The following is a 17,347-nucleotide window of genomic DNA, read 5'->3' on the forward strand; positions in this document are numbered from 1 at the left end:
TCAGAGCCCTGCTTTCGCCACGCGGTGGTGTTTCGAGCGCATGAAGTTGAGGTTCGCCGCGTAGTTGATGCGGCTCATGAAGGCCTGCCCATCCACAGCGGCCTGCGTCATGTCGAACCACGCCGTGCGCGGCATGCGCTGCAGCATCGCCCTGGCGCCGGCTGCGATGGCGTCGGAGTACATCGAGAACACCTCGTCGTCCACGCCGATCCCGTCCGTCGAAGGCTTGAGGTGCAGCGTCATGCTGATTTCGTCGGCCGCGGTTGGCACCGGGAAGATGCGGTACTCGAGCTGGTTGTCCTGATACAGCGTCTCGTCGTCGGGCGTGTTGCTGTCCCAGTCCTCTGGCAGATCGTCCGAGGTCTTGATGTCGTATTCCTTGCCGTTGACGCGCACGCGGCCGACCTTCACCAGCTCGGTGCCGAACGGCATGTCGAACTCGAACAGGGTCTGTCCTGAGACATAGACCAGTTCGGTCTGCTTCCAGCACAGCGTCTTGTGGCAGAACTCGCGTGCCGCATCGATCAGGGCCGTGTCCACGACCGGGATCGGGCAACCCAGCACGTAGGGCATCACACGCGGGTGGAAATCGACCCAGAGCTTCATGTCAGCCCTTCACGTGGAAAGCTTCTGCCAGCTTCTGGCGGATCTTCTCTTCGCCGGAGTTGCCCACGGCGATGTCTAGTTCCTTGGCCAAGGCTTTCAGCGTGTCCTTGTCGAGGCCGTCCAGTGCGAGCGGGCCGCTGGAGGTCTGCATGATGTGCTTGCCGGCCAGCTCTTCAGGGGCTTTGTCGCCTTCTGGAGTGGCGGCTTGTTCGTGGTCGGGTTCGACAGGGATCGGCTGCACCGTCATGGCATCGGCCAGGGTCAGCGATTCAGGCTCTTTCACAGGAACACCAGCGATCTCGAACACGTCGGGGTGCTTGAGCATGCGAGCGGCAACAGCGTCTTCGATGTCGTGCTCAACGCCAGGCCCCCAGGTCTTGCCGCTCTCGCTCTTGAATGCGTCCTCAAAGCCCTTGAGGCCCACGTACTTGATCTTCATTTGGTGCTCCTGTGAAAAAGCCCCCCCGGCCTTGTGGGTCGGGAGGATTCTCGGTTCCTGCTTACTTCACGCCTTCGGCAGCGCCGACAGCGATCATGCAGATGTCGCCGGCAGCGAATGTGGCCGAGTTCGTGGCGATGGTGATCGTCACGTAGACGTCCTCTTCGAACTTGATGGGCTCGAAGGAACAGTGCAGCGTGCCGCCACCCTGCGCCGTGGTCTGACCGGCTGCGGCAAAGTAGGTGGCATTGGCCGACAGCGAAGAACCGGTGGTCGCGGCGCGGTAGCCCACGCTGAACACGATTTCCGGGGTTCCGGTGTCGAGGTCATCGCTGCGGATGTCCAGCATGCCCAGGCGCAGGCCAGCGGGCAGCAGGAAGTTCACCACGTCGCCATCGGTGGGGTTCGCTGCCACCGAGTAGGTGTCATCGATCATCACCGCGCGACCGTCGCCGGGCATGTTCTGAGGCGCTTTGGCCTTTTTGCCGTAAAGATGTGCCATGTTTGGCTCCTATGAATGTGAGGGGTTGGGAGCAGCGGGCGTCAACCCGCCGCTGTGTTCATCAGACGTTGCGCTTGCGCACCACGCTGTTGATGACGGCCACACCGAAGTCGGTGGGCTCCAGCTCGCCATCGGCGTTCGGCAGGCTCCAGCGGAGCTTTTCTTCCACGCCCATGATTTCGCCGGCCAGTTCGAGGTTTCGCTCGAAGTTGGTGCGGGCTTCCAGCAGCGAGTAGGTTTCCTCGCTGGTCTGGTTGCCACCGGAAACCACGGCCAGGGCTTGGGCACCCAGGAATATCGATGTCGCCACTTGGTGGGTGGTGGACAGGCCTGCGGCCACGGTCACATCGGTCTCGGTCGCCGTCAGACGGTTGGCCGCGGTGATGTGCTTGACCAGATCGCTCGCGTCGTGCCGGATGGCGTACTGCATCTTGCGGTGCAGGATGCCGTTCCAGAAGATCGGCGCGCCACTGAACAGCGGGTGCTTGCCCAGTTCGCCGTACTTCGCGCGCTGCATGGCTTCGGCTTCGAACTTGCGCAGGTTGCCGGTCGCCGTGGTGTCGGTCAGCAGCGCGTCCCAGGCCAGGGAGTCGTGATACATCACGCCCTTGATCGGGTCATCGCCAGCGGCCGGGTCACCGGGGATCATGATCGGCGCCATACGCACGGTCATTTCGTCCCAGATCGCAGCGAACTCGTCCAGATGCGACAGCTTCAGGGCGTCGGTCGTGGCCACGGAAGCCAGTTGCGCGCCGCCTTGCGTCAGACTCGAACCGTTGACCACCCAGTGGCGGTTGTAGGTCGGGGCCTTGATGGCGTTGACCATCATGTCAGCGAACTCGGCATCGCTGGCCAGGGGCAGCACCCAGTCGGTTCCGTCCTGCTTGCCGCGGGCGCCGGCCAGGAAGGCCAGGCAACGCTGCCAGCGGAAGGCGGGGATACCGCGCTTGAGCTGGGCCAGGGCATTCAGGCGCATGCTGTGGGGCGTGCGTTGCTGAGTCATCTTTCCGCCCGCGGACACCGGGATGGTGGCCATGTCGAGCGTGATGTCCTTGGAGCTGTACTTCAGCGCGGCGCCTTTGCCTTCGGCGTTGGCATCACCCATCACTGGGCGCAGCTTGACAACGTGGGCACAGTCGATCTGCACCACATCGCCAGGGCCTTTGCTCAGTTCATCGACGCGGACGATGGGCATCTCGGTCGTGGACTGCTGCTTGAGCTTGCGCATCGCGCCGTCGTGGGTTGGCATCGGGCCGGTCAGGGCCGTCATGGGGGTGGGCTGGCGAACAGCCATGGCGGACAGCGCCTTCGAGAACTGCTTGTTCGCGAGTGCGGAGCCGCGGGGAACGGAAGTCTGGGACATGGAAAACTCCTAGATGGATGTGTCCCCTGCCTTCACTGCGTGGCCGACAAACTGGCGAGGACTTCCTCGTCGGTCATGCGGCTGTAGTTCAGGGTCGGGGCGGATGCGGGTTGACCACCGCCGAAGTCGCTGATGCTTTTCGGCCCTGCGGGCTTGAGCGCAGCGATGGCGGCGGCGGGATCGGTACGGGGTGCGGGTGGGGCCGCTGGATTGGGAGCAACGGGCTTCACACCGAACGCGCGCTTGGTGCGTTCGACGGCTTCAGCGAGGCGTTCGAGAATCGGCTTGTCGGCCCAGTCGGGATCAACGAACAGCGAGCTGTCATAGGCGATGGCGCGCTGAAGCTTGTCCTGTGCATCTGGGTCGTGTTGCCAGTTCAGGAGGTCCGGCACTTGGTCCACGAGAACCTGAACGTCGTTCCGGAACTCGATGGGTTGAAACTCGTCGCTGGTGGTCGCTGGCTGCGGCACTGCGGCGCGCGTCTCGGCGATCTGCTTGGCGAGTTCCTGCTGTTTGACGTAGAGCTTGTACTGGGCCGGGAAATCGACTTGCATCGATGCCAGCTCTTCCGGGGTGAAGTCCTGCTCGTTGGCGGCAACTGGTACCGCCTTGCGCAGTTCTTCGATTTCCTGGCGCGCCTTTTCGAGTTCAGCCTTGGTCCGTTGCTCAGAGCGGCGTGAGGCGCGCAGTGCGGCCTTCACATCGCCTTGAGACTGTTCCGTGGCGGGCTTGTCGTCGGCGGGCTTCACATCGGCCTGGGCCGGTGCGCTCGCGTCAGGCGTGACAACTGGTGCAGGGTCGGGCGTTGCTGCTGGGGCAGCGTCGGCCGGTGCACCGTCTACCGTGGCTGCATCGACGGCTTGCATCTCACCGTCTTCGTCGGCCAGGATGGCGCTCAGGATCTGTTGCTCTTCACTGTCAAACGTGGGGTGTGCGGATTCGTTCACTGGTTGCTCCTGTCTCGTTTACGGTCGATCACCGAGCCTTGCGGCACCGTCCTGATCCACACCCGGCGCGTGGACGATTCGCTTCCGGGTGGCTTCCGCGGGGTACACATCCATGCAGTGCGGGGCTGCGGGATGGCGCAATGCAAAAAGCCCGCACTTGGCGGGCTCTTGCGATTGATGGGGTGGATGTCAGGCGGCGGCTTCTGCCAGCACCTGTTCCAGAATCTGGTCTTCGTTGGCAGCGGCGTCGGCGCGCATGGCCTGCTCGGTCTTGGCCATCGTCTCGGCGACGTTCGCCTGCGGTTCACCGGCTTCGATGCGCTGCTGGATCAACGCGGCGTTGGCCATGGCCTGCTGTGCGCTGGCCCGGTTGCGCTCGGCTGCTGACACCTGCACGTCCAGCGTGGCAGCGGCAAGCTGTGCCTGTTGCTCCATCTGAGCCTGCTGCATGCCTTGCTGCTGTTTCTCGGCGTTGGCAACGGCTTCCTTGTCGCTCGGGTCTGGCAGGCCGGACACCTTGCGAAGATCGGCGGCGACCTGTTCGCGGTTGTTCACGCTGGTCGATTCGATGTAAGCCGGGGCCAGAACTGCGATGGCCTGCGGGTTGTTGCCCAGCGCCTGGATGATCTGGGCAAGCTGCTGCTGGCTCTGCTGGCGGTAGGCTGGCGTGTTCGGAACTTCGGCCAGCGAGGTCTTGATGTGAGCATCGCCGACCTGATTGATCGGCATGCCTTCTGGCGTCCAGTCGTTGAGCACCACCACGCGGCGGGTCTTGCCGGTGCCGACCGGTACTTGGGTGCGCTCGCCCTTCAGGTCTTCCAGAATCTCGTCCACAGCCAGCTCGAACGCGATGCGGCGCGCGTAGCTGTAGTTGTCGTTCATCTCGCCCATGGACTGCTCGCCCTGCTCGATCAGCATGGAGTTGGCAATCCCGGACTGCACCTGAGCGCTGCCCAGTTGGTTGGTGTAGCGGCCAGCCGTGGCCTGGATCAGTTCCTTGCTGTCGGCCATGATGGCGAACTGCTCGGGCTGCATCTGCAGGTCGTTGCGGATCTTGATCGCCGTCTGGTTGCGGTTCTGCCGGTTCGGGTTCGTGATCGCCACGAAGTCCGGGCGCATGACGTTGGCTGCGATGTCGTCAATGGTGTTGAACTCGGTGTCCAGCGCATCGCTGTCCATCTCGACCTGACGGGCCTTGAGCATCCACTGAACGCGCAGCCGGCGCTCGTTGTATTCGTCCTGCGGCGCGATCATGCCTTCGATCAGGCCGTAAGGACTGCTGTCCTCGTCGTCGCGGAAGGCGAAGAACGGGACATAGGGGAAGTGGCGCTTCGTGGTGCCTTCATCGATCAGTCGGTGCGGGCCGGCGTACAGCGCGCGGCGCACCTGGCTGGTGATGCCCTTGGACAGCTTGACCAGACCACGGCTGACCGCTTCGACGTGGCGCGGGTCCTTGGCGTCGTAGGGAACATTGCGCCCACCCAGGTGCAGCACAACCACCTCGGCCGGCACGCGGTACCAGACCTCGTACAACCGGATCATCTTGCGCGCGCTGTCGAGCCAGTCCCATTTCTTGACGGTCAGGGCGAAGCGGGATTCGTTCTCGTAGGCGCTGGCCAGGTCGTATCTCTCGGGCTGGCCCAGATGGGAACCGTCGTCGTCCATGCCTTCGGACCAACCGGACACGCTCTGACGAAGAATCGCGCGGTGCTCCGGCATACCGGCTTCCACCTCATCCAGATCCACCATGCGCGAGCGAACCACCCAGCGGCAGCGGTGATCTAGCGTGACACCCTTCTGGCCGCGCCAGTCCCACCACATTTCATCGACCGGGACGGACTCGAAGCGGTACGGGTAGGCCAGCGGGTCGCTGCTGCGGCTCACATGAACCCAGCCCAGACCCTTCTTCACCATCGATGCGTAGGCTTCCGAGACGGCCATGTGGGCGCGTGTCTCGCGCTCCAGTTCCTTCAAGCGGCTGCTGGTGACTTCGGCGACATCTGCATGGGTGTCGTCGTCGGCTTCGACCTTCACGTCGGTGCGGCTCTTCGCTTCCTGGCCGAGCACCGAGTTGATGACCGGGCGGATCAGGTTGATCGCACGCTCTTCGAGGTCTTCCTGGCGGATGTTCCAGCGCTGGGTTTCGCTCAGTTGCTTGCCGTCGTAGTAGGCGTTGGCCAGCTTGGCGCGAAGCCTCCATTCAGGCTGCTCCATGCAGTCGCGGAGCATTCTTTCGAGGGCGAAAAGTGAGAACGCACCTTTCCCAGCGAAGTCGCGCGACGTGTCGCCGGAGCGGTCTTCGTATGGGGTGGTTGGTTTCATTACTGGAGTCCTCTGAGCGCTCGATACTTCGATGCGCTTTGTGATGAGTTCGTCTTCGCCAGGTGGATGCCAGTGACCACCAGATAGCGGGTGCCGTCCATCAAGTGGTCGTTCTTCTTGACGATGTGGCCCTTGTCGTCTCGGTGGTAGATGCGGTATTCCGCGAACCACGGCTTGCAGGACTTGAACACCTTGAGTCGGCCGGTTGCCAGGCGCTGGTGCACCTCATACAGACCGGACTCGACCGAGTTCTCGGCTTCCGTGAGCGTCAGGCCCAGGTCGCGGTAAATCTGCAGGAGTTGCTGGCCATCCTTCTGGCTTCTGCCGCGGCTGGCTGGATCGATCGTTCCGGGAATCCATTCACCGCGCGCCTTGATCGCTGCGACGTGCGTACTGGGCTCCTGCTGGCCCTGGTAGTGGCACGAGTAGATGTAGACGATGTCGGCGTCACGGTCGATGGCTGCGAACGGTGCGGCCGTCTTGTTCCATCCCACATCCAGGCCGTAGACACGAGGCCAGTGATCAGGGATGGCGAAGTCTTCGACCGATATCTCATCCTCGGCGACCGGGTAGATTGCGCCGGCTCCGATGCTCGGGATGCCTTTGGACCGTGCTTCCCTCAGGTGCGGTTCGCAGTCTCGAAGCAGCCGGTCCTTGGTGTCTTCGTCCAAGTGCGGGGCGTCGTCCCATCCGGCCATCACCAGCGCCTGGTGCCCGGCCTTGCCGATTCGGTCACTCGGAACCTCGGCGTCTTCGCCCAGGTACTTGAGCACCACCGGGGTCAACCCTCGCAGCGGCGTGAACGTCTCCATCAACAGGCCGCTGGTGGTCGCCAGACGCATAGCGCATTCAGCGCGGATTGCCTCGTTCGATTCCTCGTCCAGCCAGATCAGATCCTTGGCCGTTCCCTGGAAAGCCTCTCGGCCCTGGTCGAACGACTTGAAGCCCAGCCGGGAGAACTTGCCCGTTACGTGCTTGACGATGATGTAGTCCACCGCGCCGCCACCGTTGGGGCGCTTGACCACCTTCACGATGTCTTCGCCAGGGATCAGGCCGGTGCCGTGTCCGCCATCCGGCCCGAGCATCTTGAGCTGAACGATGTCCCGGACGGTTTCCTTCGTGTCGCCAGCAGCCCAGGCGTCAATCGCATGGTCGAACCGATGGCCAGCCCACCAGAACGGGTAGCGTCCCGTCAGGTGCAGTGCGGTTTCGTAGCCTCCAGCCTCAGATTTACCAACACGATTTCCAGCCATGAAGCCGCGCGTGGCGAACGTGGCGCCCAGCTCGAAGAACGCCATGTGCTGAACGTACAGCTCTCGGCGCAGCGGCCCGACATCCGGGTAGTAGGTGAACAGCTTGCGGTGCCGCGCCCTGCGCTCACGCTCTTCCAAGAGCGCCAACAGCTCCAGCTTGTCGCGGCGCTGCTTCTCCGCCAGGTCAGAGGCCAGCGACACGCAGGCGCTCGCTGATTCTGGCGTTCAAGTCTTCGTCGGACAGATCGCCGATTTCGTCAACAGGGGGAGGCGCTTCCGGGTCATCCAGACCGTGAGCCTGACGCTCAAGCCCGATGAGCTTCCCGGCCGTGGTTGCCAACCGCTGCATCACAAGGCTGCGAGCGGGAAGCTTCACGATGGCGGAAACCCCGGCGCGCAACTCGGCAACCTGCTCTTGCGTCAGGCTGTCGTCCAAGAGCATTTCAGCCATCGTCTTGAGGTCTGACTTTCCAAGTTGCTGAAGCTCGGACGCCATGTCAACCATGATGCTGGTGAGAACCTGAATGTCTTTGCGATGCCCAAGAATCACGTTCTTGTTCAGCTCTGCTGCTGCCAGGACCGTGCTGCTGACCTTCTGCTGACCACTGCTGATTTCCTTGCTGACTAATTCCTCGACCAGCTTGGCATTGGTTGCGGCCTTGATCGCTTTGGACAGGTCCTGCGTCCATCCGTCCTTCTTGGCCTTGCGGGATATCAAGCCATTGTTGGCGCCGTGCTTGGCTTCGAGTTCGCGCAGGGTGAACTGGCCGGTTCGGTAGTCCCGCTCTACGGCTTCCCAGTCTGTGCGCTTGCGCTTCTCTGGCGCGGGTGCTGGTGCGGAAAGCTCGGCATCCAGCGAACCTGACGCGCCTGGAGTGCTGCTTTTTTGTGCAGCAGCGAGCGATTCGGCCAGTTTCGACATCTCAGAACGCGGCGATGCGCTCGGCCAGGACGGAGCTGAGTTGGCGCTGCAGGTTCAACTGGCGGACCAGGCGGTGCTGTTCGGCGAGGTCGAGGGAGCGGAAGGTGTCCGATCCGGTGAAGGCGTGCAGGCGCTCGATGTTGCCTTCCAGATCCAGGCGTTCGGCGATGACGCGCATCTGGTGCAGCGGCTTTTCGGTTGCATCGAGCACCTTGACGGCGTTCTCTTCAAGGAACGTCATCTTCCTTCCGCTGCGCTTGCTGCAGACGTGAAGGCGGTGGAACTCCACTCCATCAACGCTGTCTTGATCGACGTCTTGCACAACGAATTGGCCCCAGCCTGGCTCTCCTTTGAACTCGACGGTATCGCCGACTTCGAAACGGCTGGCTTCGGTGGTTTCGCTCATGGCTCAGACCTCTGGGTGTAAAAAATCGCCCGGGTCCGGGTGGTCCGGTATCCGGGCGCTGTGAAGGGCTGCGCGTGAAAAAAGCCTGTGAAAGCCACGCAGCCGGGAGACTCTGTCTGTGGAAACTAACGACCCCACGATTCAAGTTGGACAGAAGCGCTTTCTGCTTTCTTTGCCCACTTGAATCGAACCTTGAGGTTGTGGCGATCATCGCTCCCGGGCCGCACCCCTTTTTCCGCTTGAAGCGGGGTGTACAACTCTCCGTGAGCCAAGGCGTTTGCAGCGCCACCTGTCCGCAGCTCCATCAAGAACTTCTGAAAGGCTGGCATCCGGCCCGGATACCATTCATTTGGCGGCATTGGGACAAAAACCTGGGTGAACACCTCTCGAAGAACGCTGTGTATTGCCTGCTCTTGTCGAAGCGTTCCATCTACAGTGAACAGGGGTTTGATTTCAAAAGGAGAGCCTGTTTGAAGCTCGGAAATCCTTTTGCTCACATCCGGGTTACCCGAGTACCCGATCTTCACGTACTGGCTATTGAGAATATGGACTGCGTAGATCACATTGCCCTCACACGCGCAAAGCGCAAGGCCACACTGAGAGAGCTATCGGAAAGGGTGGTGTGATCACCCCTTATCGGCCGGCCAGCCTATCCGAAGCCAAAAACTGTTGCTCACCCCCGCCCGCCTTCCAGAATGAGGGGCTGAATGCGTCGTCCTACGTGGTGAGCTGCGGCCCATATTCGCCGGATGGGTTCCGCTATTCCGGAGCGAGAAACCGTATGAGGCCAACCCCTGACGGGGATGTGACGGCCTGATGCTTGGCTTCTTTCGTCGCTGGTTTTCTTGGCCCCAGACGTTGCCTCTCGGGAGCCTCTGAGCAAGGCCCGATCAGTTTGTGATGTCTGGGTTTGAATGGGTGCCCTGCTTCTGTTGCCGAGCGCAGGGCGGCTCCGAAGGCGGTTTTAGGCCGCTTTCAGGAACGTGCTTTCATTGGCAGTTCTGGGTTTTGCTTCGCTTACGGCGAACGCCTGTCGGATCGTCGGCATCGGCTTCCGGGCACTGTCGAAACCAGTACACCCCCGCATGGTGGAGGTGGCGGAAATCGAACCCGCGTCCAGCACACTTTCACGTCAGCTTCTGGCGGGGTTTCGCCCGCCTACGATCATGTTCACTGCGGGCCGACGAAAGCCCTTGGTGGATGGGTGCAGGGCTTGGACCTTGGGCTTGTAGCCGTATGGGTGGTGTCCGCGCCTGCGTAAAAGAGAAAAGCCCCGTGGTTTCCCTTGGGGCTTTTCAATGGCTGTTATGCCGTTTTCGCGTACTTGGCAAGACGCTATAGCATTTTGGCATAGCTTCAGGCAACAGGCAAGACGATAGGCATTGACCTACCGTGTTGGATTCTTTGCCCTGCGTTGTCCGACCGGGGAGCGGATCGAGTCCGCTTGAATCTGTTGTGTCGTACCCTGTTGGTTCATCAGGCGCCGTTATTACGCGTTGGCCCTCGCGCCTACCCGTTGCCGGGTGTCGTAGCCATATGCCTGTTTCGCGACTATCCAGGGACCTGTCGCCTGCCGTCTTGCCAGTAAGCAGCGCCACGATTCGTCGTAGCCCGTCCACCTCTTTGATCCGTGCGGTTTCAGTGGAGTACCCGATGTTTCGGCCCGGAGTGCCGTTTGAGCCGTTCCTTGAGGCTCGAAAAGTGATTGGGCAAAAGAAAACCCGCACTTGGCGGGTTCATTTACCTTCGTTTGAAGGCGGCTGACCATCGAAGAGGACGGTTTACCGTCATCGCCTGTGGCCAGCTGTCAGCAGCGCGGAACGAATCGAGCGCTACCGGTGGCAGGATTATGCATGATCGCTGCTTTTTTGTGCAACTGGTTGTTTCTGCACGTCGCCAACCTCGTCCATCCACATCGCATCGGCTTCCAGGCCTTTGAACTTGTGGCCTGGATTGTTCGGCGTGGTCATCACTATGGCGGTCTGCCGGGCCTGTTCGCAGATGTCGCAGATCAACCGCTTGCCGAAGTCCTTGGTTCCGATCTGGTTGCCGTGCCTGCAACGCTCCTGGCCAACGTCCAGCGACGGGATGATTGTTGTCGAGCGCAGCTTCACAAATCCACCTCGTCGCCCAGCTTCGAAGCCACAAAGCACCGCATGGCCGCGATCAGGGCGGTTTCGCCTTCCTGCTGGTGGTCCATTTCAAGCGCTTCACGGCTCGAAACACTGGCGTTCACGCCAGCGATCCATTTGAGCCTTGAATCGAATAAAGGACAGATCAGGCTGATTTCCTCGCGCTCAATGAGTGGCCCGCCCTGTGCCCAATCGGTCGATGGGCTGTACTGCTTGGCGGAATAGGCGTGAATCCTCGCGCTCTCTGCGTAGGCAAGGTATCCACCACGGCACTGAGCAACTTCAATGCATTCAGCCTTCGCCACAGCAGCGTCAAGCAGGGATCCTGAAAGCTCAGAGGTCTTGTGTTTCATGGCTCAGTCCTTGAATATGCTGTGCGGGTTTCGCTTCACGTTCAGGCCGTCGCGCATCATGATCCCGATGCGCTCAAGAAAGGCCATGACCCGGCCGAACTCGTCTTCACTGCGCCAGTCGATGCCGAGAAGCTTCATGCGGAATCCGAGCTGCAGACCGTTCAGGTTTGCGACGTGGGTCCAAGTTTCCGGCAGCATGGCCTTCACCTTGTCCTCGTTGTCCTTCAGCCATTGTCCGTTTCCGAGGGTGTCCATCAGGCTCATGCCAACTGCCTCCGAATTTCCATCTCAGCGAAGCTGTACGCGCCGGCCATGGCGTGCATCAGGTCGGCGGCGAATTCCTTCTGCAAAACGTCCAACCCTACCGCGTCCTGTGATTTCCCTGATCCACCACAGCGCCGGCAGATGTTCTGAATGCTGCCATCGTACCCGCCGATCAGGCCGGTTCCGCTGCATGTCGGGCATGTCGGGCTCAGGAACGATGACAGGCACCCGCCGACGATGGCGGCGATCTGCTTGTCCGACAGCATCACCCGACGTTTTGTCGCTCGGTCCAGTGCCCACAGGTGCAGCGCTTCCTTCGTTTCGCGCAGGGTCCGAAGCTCCATCAGGATCAGCAGCATACCGGTCAGGTCGTTGTCGGCCGTCTTGCGCACGTCCTGGGCCACGGAGTCGTATTCCTGCATGAGCCTGAGCAGCTTCGGTCCGATGCCGTGCACCATGCCGGCCGCGGCGATCATGTCCACATCCCCTTGCCGGTGCTCGCTCATTCCGAGGTGGCTGGTGTGCGCGGCTCGGGCGTAGCGCTCGGCTGTTGTGGGTTTGTCGTCGCTCAAGATAGCACCTCCAGCCCATTGCTCTCCGGCATGCCGACTTTCAGCAGCATCTCGTCTGTGCCAGAGCCAGGGTCGATCAACTTCATGTTTGGCTCAGACCAACCGCACTCCAGGCCATCAAAAGCAATTGCTGGTGGGTCGAAAAACCACGCCCCCGCATCCGGTGTTCGCTCCCTGAGCGTTTGAACAGATCCAACAAACGGATCACAGAATGCATTTCTGGAGCGCAACAGCATCACCAACGCACCTGGTTTGAACTTGCTCATGTCGTCGTTCCTTTTTGGTGTTGTCGAATCTTCTTGGCCCACTCGCGCACACGCGCATGGCCGGCTTCCTCGTTGCCTTCGCCGAACACCTGGCTCAGGGCCTTGGCGTACTCCGGGGACTTGATGCCGGCGCGTTTGCTTTCGAACAGTTCGCGGCCTTGGGCCAGTGCACGGGCCTTGCACTCTGGGCAGTCGGCGTGGAATCGCCCGGTGGCCGGGTTGTGGCTGGCGGTGGTGCAGGCTTCGCAGGTCACATCTGACCTTTCAGCCTCATGTTTTCTTCGCGCAGCTCGAACACCAGCTTTTCCAGCGCCATGGCGTAGCCCGCTTCATGGCCTTGCTCTCCAGTGAACGGGTCGATGCGATCAATCTGCTCGCGCAGCCAGCGCTGATCGTCTGTTTCGGTCTTGATGATGTCGGCCGGGATGTCTTCGTAGACGGGTTCAATCATGGTTTTCTCCTGTGATTTCAGTGGGTGGTTGATCGCATGGCTTCAAGAATCCGCATCCGGGCCTGAGTCGCCAGAACCATCTGCTGCGGGCTGCTGGCCTGCAAGATAGCCTCATAGACCAAGATCGCGTCCCCCAGCGCCAGCTGCTCCGGTCGGGTGGTTGCCCATTTACCCAGCGTGTTGCGGCGGGTCTGGATGCTGCGCAGCGCTTCCGATCCGGCCCGGCAGTCAGCCACTGGCTGGCAATCATCTCCGCCGATTTCGATCGATCGGATCAGGGCTACCCCGATGGCGTGGGCCAATAGATCGAACTCCGCTGACTCTTCTGGCTTGAGCTTGTGGCTCACCAGCGCACCCAGCGCGCGGTTCACGATGTTGCGGGCGTTGTCGGCGGCGTCTTGCGTTCCTTCGAGCCAGCTACCGGGAAGCGGTTCGTCGGTGTAGGGCCGGCAGCGTTGCAGGGTGTTCAGGAACTCGGCGCCGTTGAATGTCCTGGCGGTGGGGTTGCCCAGTCGCTTGCGGGCGTAGGCGGTCATCTTCTTGCCCATCAACGTGCTCCCAGACCGGAGAACGGGTTCGCCCTGCGGAACCGCCCAGCCTTGCCAAGCCGGTAGGCGGAAATCAGCGACTGGTCCACACCGAGTTCCTTCGCAAGGTGCACACCCTTCTCTTCGCCGTCCATGATTCGAATGATCGCGGCGTCGTCAAGTTTTCCGAGCCTCTTTGTCTGGGTCGCTGATATCTTCGCGGCGCGCGCTTCCTGATTCGTGTTCTTGCGCGTGCGGATCAACATCTTCGATTTCGTGATGTTCCTGGCGTGCTCGGGGTTCACGCACCAGCTGTTCTCGCACGATGTGCTGGCCACATGGCCTGGTGGCGTAGGTCTGTCTTTCAGACCAGCCATGATCAGCGCTCGCACGGGACGGCGGATTCCCTGGTGGTACATCATTGGCACACTGCCACTGGTGAACGAACCGCCCCACTCCCAGCAGTCTCCGCACTCTTTGCTTCGTGAACGGATGACTTGCAGCAGGTACGGGCCCGAGAGGTCTTTTGGCGGGCCGATGAGGCCCTTCTTTTTCGGTGTGCTCATGCTTCATCCACCCGGCACGGCGAAGGGTTCTCATCGAACCGGACCGCCTTGATTGTTGGGAGGCCCTTCCACATGCACTTCATGATCCGGTGCCGGCCATCCATGATTTCGCCGTCTTCGTCCAGAATGATCGGCATGGCCAAGTCGGCGGCTTCGATGGCCTTGATGTGCATGACCAGCTCTCGCATGGTCAGCTTGTTGTAGTTGTGCCAGACGTTCAGGTGAGCGAGCGGAACTTCCATCACGGGAAGGTCTTTCGACAGCTCGAACAAGCGAGGCACGCTCCACTGGTGCCTTCCGATATGCGACATCTGGTCTTTCGGTTCGATCCAGGGTTTGATCTTCATGCGGTCATCCTCAGTGCATCGTCCAGCAGGTCGCGCTGGGTGAATGGGTAGTGCTTGTCGAAACCTTTGGTGCCGAGTCCGTGGATGCCGAGCGGGCCTCTATGGTGGGCCGGGCAGAGCGGAACAAGGGTCTTGTAGTCGCCGCGGCCCCATCCGCCACCGCGGTAGTGGTGCAGCTCAACTGGTCCTGGTGCGTGCGGGCCGTGGATGCGCAGGCAGGCCAGGCAACCGAGTTCTGCCAGCTTGCCCTTGTGGATGTGCTCGGCTCGGGTCATGCGGCCACCTCTTCACGCTTCGGCGCTCGGGTTGTCTCGACCATCTGGCCGTCGATGCGCTGCACTTCGGGGATTTCGTAGCCCTGCTGCGCCGCCCACGAAAACACGAACTCGATCAGCTCGGCCATCTCGCGGCCTGTCAGCTCGGATGTCCGTCGGAACACGATGTCGATGCCGTGGCCGTCCAGAGCTGGCAGGTATCCCACGGGCTCACCGATGGCGCGGCACCAGCTGGCCACCAGGAGGCGCTTCCATGTCTCGATGTCGCGCTTCGACCCAGCCCATTCGATGTTCTTGCTGATCCATCCCAGCATCGCGTGCAGGCGGGCGCTGTGCTCTTGCGTGCGCTTCGCTGGCTTGACGGTCAAGGTCAGGCGGTGCTCGGCCATCAGCATGGCTTTCGCCCATGGCCAGACCACCTCCTTGATTTCCTTGTAGGCCTGCACTGGGTTGTGCAGGGTGATGGTGATGCCGGTGGTCATGCGGCCTCGCTCAGTTCTTCGGGTTCGTCCGGGGCGAACAGCCCTTGCGCCTGCTCTTTCTCGGCCATCAGCAGGTTGGCGGATGCCTGCTTGAAGTAGCTGTCCTTCAACTCGGCACCGACGAACTTGCGGCCCATTTCCAGCGCCACGAAACCTTCGGACCCGATGCCCGTGAACGGCGACAGCACCACGTCGCCCGGGTTCGTCCACAGGTCGATTCCGCGCCGGATCACTTCGAGCTGGAGCGGGCAAATGTGGCGTTCGTCGTCGTGCTCGCGGGCGCTGCGGAACTGCAGGGTGTCGTTCGGGTTGATGTCCATCCAGACCGGTGATGCCACCTTCTGCCACTTGTCCACCGGGTAGGTCTCAGGCGTGTGCGTCACCTTGTCCATCATTTCACCGGGAGCGCGCATGGTCACGAGGTAATCAGGGATGCCCTGGCGGCTCATGCACGCATTGGTGCGGACGGTCTTGTGCAGCAGGCCCAGCGCCTTGGTGCGCTGCATGGAGGTCACCGGGTCTTTCCAGATGCACACCTCGCTGGCGTAAATGAAACCGTGCTTCTGGAACGCGCGGATCAGTTCGCCGCGGAAGTCCTTCAGCCCGATGTATCCGTCACGCTCTTTGCTGGTCGGCATCAGCATGCAGTGGAAGCTGACGTTGTGGCCCGGCTTCATCACGCGCGCCAGTTCGGCAACAAGGAAGTCGAAGTGCTCAAAGAACTCGGCATCGTTGCGCACGTTGCCCATGTCGCGCGGGCTGTTGCTGTAGGTGTACAGGCTGGCGAAAGGCGGCGAGAAGATCGAGTAGTCCACCGACTGAGAAGGCAGGCCACTCATGACCTCCACGCAATCGCCATGGAACAGGGAGAAGTTTTTGCCGTTGGTTTGATTGATGCAGTTCATGCGGCCACCAGAAAAGAAGGGACGTTGATCGGGGTGTTCGCGGCGTAGTCATTGCTCTCGCGGGACTGGCCAAACAGTTCGGACTTGACGGATTCGAGGACTTCTGTCGCCAGGGCTTCGGCCATTTGGTTGGCGTCCTCTTCCTTGCGCTTGAGGTTCGACACGATGGAACCCTCTTGCTCGCTGGCGAAGATGTGCACATGCACTTCCTGTTTTTGGCCGAAGCGGTAGCAGCGGCGCACGGCCTGGTAATAGGCCTCCCACGAGTCCGTCACGCCGACGAAAGCCACGTTTCGGCAGTGCTGCCAGTTCAAGCCCCATCCGGCGATAGACGCCTTTGTGACCAGCACTCGGGTGCGTCCTTCGGCGAAGTCGTGCAGGCGTTTCTCCTTGGTCTGTTCGTCGTCGGCGCCGCGAATCTCCACGGCGTCAGGGATGGCTGCGCGCAGTGCTTCGCCCTCGGCATTCAGGTCGCACCAGATAACCCATGGCTCGGTGCTGGCGTTGACCATGGCAGCGCAGGCTTTTACGCGCTCTTCAATGCTGGCCTTGCGGGCGCTGCGGCGCTCCATCAGGTCATTGGCCTTCATGGCGAACAGGAACCCGGTTTCTTCCTGGCTGTGCTCGCTCTCGACGGTGTGCTGATGCACGGTCAGCGGCGGCAGGTTGTAGGCCGATGCGTCATAACCCAGATCGGAAGGGCTGCGCAGCATCACGCCCCACGAAGCCACCCAGCGCCAGAAGATTTGCCGGGCGTGGCCCTTGACGCGCCATGTCTGGGTGTCGCCGCCGTCATGGACGAAGAACTCTGCCAACATCTCGGCGCGCGAGCGGATGCCCAGGAACTCGGCATGCGTTCCAAGCTCGGTCCAGTCGTTCGGCGCCGGAGTGGCCGTGGCGCACAGCCGGTAAGGCGTGCGGCTGAATGCGTCCAGCAGCGCCTGCAGGGTCTTGCTGGTGTGGTGCTTGATGACGCTGGATTCGTCCAGAACGACACCCACGAACCGCGATGCATCGAACTTGTGCAGCCGGTCATAGTTCGTGATGTTGATGCCTGGCTTCACATCATCCGCATCGTGAGCGTGCGTGATCGTCACGCCACATGCCGCAGCTTCAGCAACCGTCTGTTGCGCCACTGCCAACGGGGCCAGGATCAGAATGTCGCCGGAAGTCTCTCGGCACACCACGTCAGCCCATGCGACTTGCATACGGGTCTTTCCAAGACCGGTATCAGCAAAGATCGCGCAGCGGCCACGGCGCAGCGCCCAGCGGACGAGCGCCACCTGATGCGGGAACAGTCCGTCGATCAGGTCAACGTCGTGCGTGATGCCAACGGGTGGCGTTGATGTGAGCTTTTGACGGACGAATCCGCCGTAGTCGATAATCGTTTCAGCCATAGTCGTTTCCTTTGTTGATGACTGGGGTCAGAGGCCTGTCTGTTCGCGCA

General features: G+C 61.5%; 24 protein-coding genes and 1 other RNA gene. All 25 read right to left on the reverse strand.

Annotated features, from left to right (window positions below; genetic code table 11):
• The 25 genes from F3K02_RS09010 to F3K02_RS09130 all read right to left on the reverse strand — a co-directional run bounded on the left by F3K02_RS09010 (position 1) and on the right by F3K02_RS09130 (position 17,297).
• A complete protein-coding gene (locus tag F3K02_RS09010; protein WP_177135227.1) occupies positions 1 to 606 on the reverse strand; it encodes a hypothetical protein in 606 nt (201 codons plus the stop codon).
• Between the two features lies 1 nt (position 607).
• Positions 608 to 1,045: a hypothetical protein gene (locus F3K02_RS09015; RefSeq protein ID WP_177135228.1), complete on the reverse strand. Its 438-nt coding sequence runs from the start codon at positions 1,043 to 1,045 to the stop codon at positions 608 to 610.
• A 61-nt stretch (positions 1,046 to 1,106) separates the two neighbouring features.
• Positions 1,107 to 1,547 carry a hypothetical protein gene (locus F3K02_RS09020; RefSeq protein WP_177135229.1) on the reverse strand — a complete coding sequence of 147 codons (441 nt, stop codon included), beginning with the start codon at positions 1,545 to 1,547 and terminating at the stop codon, positions 1,107 to 1,109.
• Between the two features lie 61 nt (positions 1,548 to 1,608).
• The gene (locus tag F3K02_RS09025) at positions 1,609 to 2,910 is read right to left on the reverse strand and encodes a phage capsid family protein (RefSeq protein ID WP_177135230.1); all 1,302 of its coding nucleotides are present in this window, start codon (positions 2,908 to 2,910) and stop codon (positions 1,609 to 1,611) included.
• Positions 2,911 to 2,942: 32 nt separating this feature from the next.
• Positions 2,943 to 3,857 carry a hypothetical protein gene (locus F3K02_RS09030; RefSeq protein ID WP_177135231.1) on the reverse strand — a complete coding sequence of 305 codons (915 nt, stop codon included), beginning with the start codon at positions 3,855 to 3,857 and terminating at the stop codon, positions 2,943 to 2,945.
• Between the two features lie 189 nt (positions 3,858 to 4,046).
• Positions 4,047 to 6,179, reverse strand: coding sequence for a portal protein (locus F3K02_RS09035; protein ID WP_484496845.1), 2,133 nt, complete (start codon positions 6,177 to 6,179; stop codon positions 4,047 to 4,049).
• Positions 6,179 to 7,633 carry a terminase large subunit domain-containing protein gene (locus tag F3K02_RS09040; protein WP_177135233.1) on the reverse strand — a complete coding sequence of 485 codons (1,455 nt, stop codon included), beginning with the start codon at positions 7,631 to 7,633 and terminating at the stop codon, positions 6,179 to 6,181. Before F3K02_RS09040 ends, F3K02_RS09035 begins: the two co-directional genes overlap by 1 nt.
• A complete protein-coding gene (locus F3K02_RS09045) occupies positions 7,617 to 8,354 on the reverse strand; it encodes a hypothetical protein (protein ID WP_177135234.1) in 738 nt (245 codons plus the stop codon). Before F3K02_RS09045 ends, F3K02_RS09040 begins: the two co-directional genes overlap by 17 nt.
• A 1-nt stretch (position 8,355) precedes the next feature.
• The gene (locus F3K02_RS09050) at positions 8,356 to 8,760 is read right to left on the reverse strand and encodes a crAss001_48 related protein (RefSeq protein WP_177135235.1); all 405 of its coding nucleotides are present in this window, start codon (positions 8,758 to 8,760) and stop codon (positions 8,356 to 8,358) included.
• A 125-nt stretch (positions 8,761 to 8,885) separates the two neighbouring features.
• Entirely contained in the window at positions 8,886 to 9,323 is a 438-nt protein-coding gene (locus tag F3K02_RS09055) for a GIY-YIG nuclease family protein (RefSeq protein ID WP_177135236.1), read from the reverse strand.
• Between the two features lie 348 nt (positions 9,324 to 9,671).
• Positions 9,672 to 9,963: a transfer-messenger RNA gene (ssrA, locus tag F3K02_RS09060) on the reverse strand.
• A 644-nt stretch (positions 9,964 to 10,607) separates the two neighbouring features.
• Positions 10,608 to 10,874 carry a hypothetical protein gene (locus F3K02_RS09065; RefSeq protein ID WP_177135237.1) on the reverse strand — a complete coding sequence of 89 codons (267 nt, stop codon included), beginning with the start codon at positions 10,872 to 10,874 and terminating at the stop codon, positions 10,608 to 10,610.
• Positions 10,871 to 11,245: a phage protein NinX family protein gene (locus F3K02_RS09070; protein WP_177135238.1), complete on the reverse strand. Its 375-nt coding sequence runs from the start codon at positions 11,243 to 11,245 to the stop codon at positions 10,871 to 10,873. The genes F3K02_RS09065 and F3K02_RS09070 overlap by 4 nt, the downstream gene beginning before the upstream one ends.
• A gap of 3 nt (positions 11,246 to 11,248) precedes the next feature.
• Positions 11,249 to 11,509, reverse strand: coding sequence for a hypothetical protein (locus F3K02_RS09075; RefSeq protein WP_177135239.1), 261 nt, complete (start codon positions 11,507 to 11,509; stop codon positions 11,249 to 11,251).
• Complete coding sequence (locus F3K02_RS09080; RefSeq protein ID WP_177135240.1) at positions 11,506 to 12,081, reverse strand: hypothetical protein; 576 nt, start codon at positions 12,079 to 12,081, stop codon at positions 11,506 to 11,508. Before F3K02_RS09080 ends, F3K02_RS09075 begins: the two co-directional genes overlap by 4 nt.
• Positions 12,078 to 12,347, reverse strand: a complete 270-nt coding sequence (locus F3K02_RS09085) for a hypothetical protein (RefSeq protein ID WP_177135241.1) — start codon at positions 12,345 to 12,347, stop codon at positions 12,078 to 12,080. Before F3K02_RS09085 ends, F3K02_RS09080 begins: the two co-directional genes overlap by 4 nt.
• Positions 12,344 to 12,601 carry a hypothetical protein gene (locus F3K02_RS09090; RefSeq protein WP_177135242.1) on the reverse strand — a complete coding sequence of 86 codons (258 nt, stop codon included), beginning with the start codon at positions 12,599 to 12,601 and terminating at the stop codon, positions 12,344 to 12,346. Before F3K02_RS09090 ends, F3K02_RS09085 begins: the two co-directional genes overlap by 4 nt.
• Complete coding sequence (locus F3K02_RS09095) at positions 12,598 to 12,798, reverse strand: hypothetical protein (protein WP_177135243.1); 201 nt, start codon at positions 12,796 to 12,798, stop codon at positions 12,598 to 12,600. Before F3K02_RS09095 ends, F3K02_RS09090 begins: the two co-directional genes overlap by 4 nt.
• A 17-nt stretch (positions 12,799 to 12,815) precedes the next feature.
• The gene (locus tag F3K02_RS09100) at positions 12,816 to 13,346 is read right to left on the reverse strand and encodes a hypothetical protein (RefSeq protein WP_177135244.1); all 531 of its coding nucleotides are present in this window, start codon (positions 13,344 to 13,346) and stop codon (positions 12,816 to 12,818) included.
• Positions 13,346 to 13,891: a hypothetical protein gene (locus F3K02_RS09105; protein ID WP_177135245.1), complete on the reverse strand. Its 546-nt coding sequence runs from the start codon at positions 13,889 to 13,891 to the stop codon at positions 13,346 to 13,348. Before F3K02_RS09105 ends, F3K02_RS09100 begins: the two co-directional genes overlap by 1 nt.
• On the reverse strand, positions 13,888 to 14,238 hold the full coding sequence (locus tag F3K02_RS09110; protein WP_177135246.1) for a ParB N-terminal domain-containing protein: 351 nt from the start codon (positions 14,236 to 14,238) through the stop codon (positions 13,888 to 13,890). Before F3K02_RS09110 ends, F3K02_RS09105 begins: the two co-directional genes overlap by 4 nt.
• On the reverse strand, positions 14,235 to 14,513 hold the full coding sequence (locus tag F3K02_RS09115) for a Ref family recombination enhancement nuclease (RefSeq protein ID WP_177135247.1): 279 nt from the start codon (positions 14,511 to 14,513) through the stop codon (positions 14,235 to 14,237). The genes F3K02_RS09110 and F3K02_RS09115 overlap by 4 nt, the downstream gene beginning before the upstream one ends.
• Complete coding sequence (locus F3K02_RS09120; RefSeq protein ID WP_177135248.1) at positions 14,510 to 14,995, reverse strand: recombination protein NinB; 486 nt, start codon at positions 14,993 to 14,995, stop codon at positions 14,510 to 14,512. The genes F3K02_RS09115 and F3K02_RS09120 overlap by 4 nt, the downstream gene beginning before the upstream one ends.
• Positions 14,992 to 15,900, reverse strand: coding sequence for a DNA-methyltransferase (locus F3K02_RS09125; RefSeq protein WP_177135249.1), 909 nt, complete (start codon positions 15,898 to 15,900; stop codon positions 14,992 to 14,994). The genes F3K02_RS09120 and F3K02_RS09125 overlap by 4 nt, the downstream gene beginning before the upstream one ends.
• Positions 15,897 to 17,297: an SNF2-related protein gene (locus tag F3K02_RS09130; RefSeq protein WP_177135250.1), complete on the reverse strand. Its 1,401-nt coding sequence runs from the start codon at positions 17,295 to 17,297 to the stop codon at positions 15,897 to 15,899. The genes F3K02_RS09125 and F3K02_RS09130 overlap by 4 nt, the downstream gene beginning before the upstream one ends.
• Positions 17,298 to 17,347 lie beyond the last annotated feature (50 nt).

This window comes from Hydrogenophaga aromaticivorans, assembly GCF_013387465.1.
Classification (GTDB): Bacteria; Pseudomonadota; Gammaproteobacteria; order Burkholderiales; family Burkholderiaceae_C; genus Hydrogenophaga; species Hydrogenophaga aromaticivorans.